The sequence below is a fragment of the Streptomyces recifensis genome, from assembly GCF_002154615.1.
In the GTDB taxonomy this organism is placed as follows: Bacteria; Actinomycetota; Actinomycetes; order Streptomycetales; family Streptomycetaceae; genus Streptomyces; species Streptomyces griseoluteus.
Genome location: NZ_MUNH01000401.1, coordinates 1 through 2,310, shown reverse-complemented (window position 1 = coordinate 2,310; position 2,310 = coordinate 1). Strand labels below are relative to the sequence as shown.

Below are 2,310 nucleotides of genomic sequence, written 5' to 3'. Positions count from 1 at the left end.
CGGCGGCCTTCGGCTTGGCCTCGGCCTCCGGCTCGGCCTTCGGCTTGGGCTTGGCCTTCGGCTTCGGCGCGGAGGTGGTCTCCGGCTTGGCGTCGGCTTCCGGGGCGGGGGTGGACTCCGGCTCGGCCTTGGCGGGAGCCGCCGGCACCGATTCGGCCTCGGTCTTCGCCTCCGGCTCGGCGGGGGCCTTCGCCTTCGGCTTCGCCGCGGAGGTGGTCTCCGGCTTGGCGTCGGCTTCCGGGGCGGGGGTGGACTCCGGCTCGGCCTTGGCGGGAGCCGCCGTCTCCGGCTCGGCCTTGGCCTCGGGCTCGGCAGTGTCCTTCGCCTCGGCCTCCGGCTCGGCCTTCGCCTTCGGCGCGGGGGTGGGCTGGTGCTCGGCTTCGGGGTCCGCCTTCGAGGCCCGGGTGGGCTCGGGGGCGGTGTCGGTCTTCGCCGCCGGGGCGGAGGTGTCCTGGTCGGCGTCGGCCTCGGGAGTCGGGGCGCCTTCCGGGGCCGGTTCCGCGACGGTGCCGGTGGGGGGTTCCGTGGACTGCTCGGGGATGGCCGGCTGGCCGTGCTCCGCCTCTGCCTCGGGGAGGGGCTCGGTGCGCTGCTGGGGGACCACCACCTCGGGGTCCGCGTCGATGATGGCCGGCTCCATCAGGAGGGGCTCGATCTCCGGTGCCTTCTCCTCCGGAGCTTCGGCCACGAGCTCCGGGGTGACCGGGGCATCCGCCGCGGGCGCGGTCTCCGCCTTCGGTGCCTCTGCCGAGGCAGGGGCCTCTGGTGCGGCGGCGGCTTCCGCCTCCGTCGACTTCTCCGAGTCCAGCGCCTCGGGCGCAGCCGTCTCGGCGGACTCCTCCGAGGCGAGGGCCTCAGCTTCGCCGCCCGCCTCCACCGACTCCACCCCGGCCGGGGTCTCAGGTGCAGATTCCGCCTTCGTCGATTCCGAGGCTCCCTGGGACGGGACCCTCGGGTTCTCGAACGCCTCTGTTACCAGGTCGTGTTCCTGGCGAGGGGTCGGGAGGTGGTCTGCACTCTCCGCCTCGGCGGGACGCCCTTTGCGTCCTCGGCCGAACGCGTTCCGCAGGAGAGTGAGAATGCCCATGTGCGCACCCCTTCGCGTGAGTTGTCGCCGTAGATCCCTGGCCAGGACGGCCACGTTAGGTTAGCGGCCCGTCAGTGCGGTGTGGCGATGGCTCTCGCGGCCGCCACTTCTTGTCGTACCGGTTCCAGCACGCTGCCCGCCGGGCCGGTCAGGTGGGTGGGGAAGCCGGTGAGGATTTCGGCCTCCCGCACCCTCTCCGCCAATTCACCGAGTTGGCGCACCACTTGGTGGACCTCGGCAGAGGACGGGGGCGGTGCGCCGTGGTGGACGCGGACGCGTGCCGCGGTCGTCGCGTCGACGATCCGCTCCACGGCGACCACCAGCGGCCACCATGCCGCGGCGCGCCGTCCGGTGGGCGGCGGTTCGGTGAGCGCGCGCTGGAATTCCGTCCGGATGGTGGACAGATCGCGGTAGAGACGGCGTCGCATCCGGGCGCGGCGGACGGGGTCCGTCTCGGTGCCGAACGCCGTCTCGACGTACACCGCCGTGTCCTCGACCGCGTCCGCGAGCCGGTCGCCGACGCGGGTGTGCCAGCTCTCCGGCCAGAGGAGGTACCCCGCGACCAGGGCGATCCCGCAGCCCATCAGGGAGTCCAGCAGGCGGGGCAGCAGCAGGCCGGTGCCCTCGTGGTTGAGGATGTCGGAGAGCAGGAGGATCACCGGGGTGATCGCGGCGGTCTGGAAGCCGTAGCCACGCGGGGTGAGCGCCGGGACGAGCGGGGCGAGCACCATCATCACCGGTACGTCCCACCAGCCGATCGGCACCTCCGCCAGGACAGCCGCGGCGATCGCCAGCCCCACCACCGTGCCCAGCGCGCGCAGCAGGGCGCGGGAGAAGACCGAGCCGAAGTCGGGCTTGAGGACGAAGGTGATGGTCAGCGCGACCCAGTACGAGCGCGGGACCGGGACGAGGGAGACGAGGGCCTGGGCGATGCCGATGCAGACGGCGAGACGGAGCCCGTAGCGCCAGGAGCCCGCGGAGAGCACCGTGCCCCGGGTGGCGCGGGCGGCGCGGACGTGGAGGGCGACGGTGCGTTCGTCGATCCCGCGCGGGTCCGCCGAGGGGGAGGTGACCACCGCGGCGGTGTGCTTGAGGGCGTGGTCGACGGCGCGCTCGGTCTCGCTGAGGGCGAGGGGGAGCCTGGGCAGGCGCAGATGGGCGGTGTCGCCGGTCTCGACGGCGTCGGCCAGTTCCCGTACCGCCTGGGGGACCTCGGGCGGGAG

Annotated in this window: 1 protein-coding gene and 1 pseudogene; both read right to left on the bottom strand. The window is 73.8% G+C overall.

The features are described 5' to 3' along the window. Nucleotides 1-886 (bottom strand): annotated as a pseudogene (locus CCN33_RS20810) (hypothetical protein); the annotation flags it as partial. Between the two features lie 272 nt (nt 887-1,158). Continuing rightward, nucleotides 1,159-2,310 (bottom strand): FUSC family protein (locus CCN33_RS20805; RefSeq protein ID WP_208621816.1); only part of this gene is annotated, 1,152 nt, incomplete at its 5' end.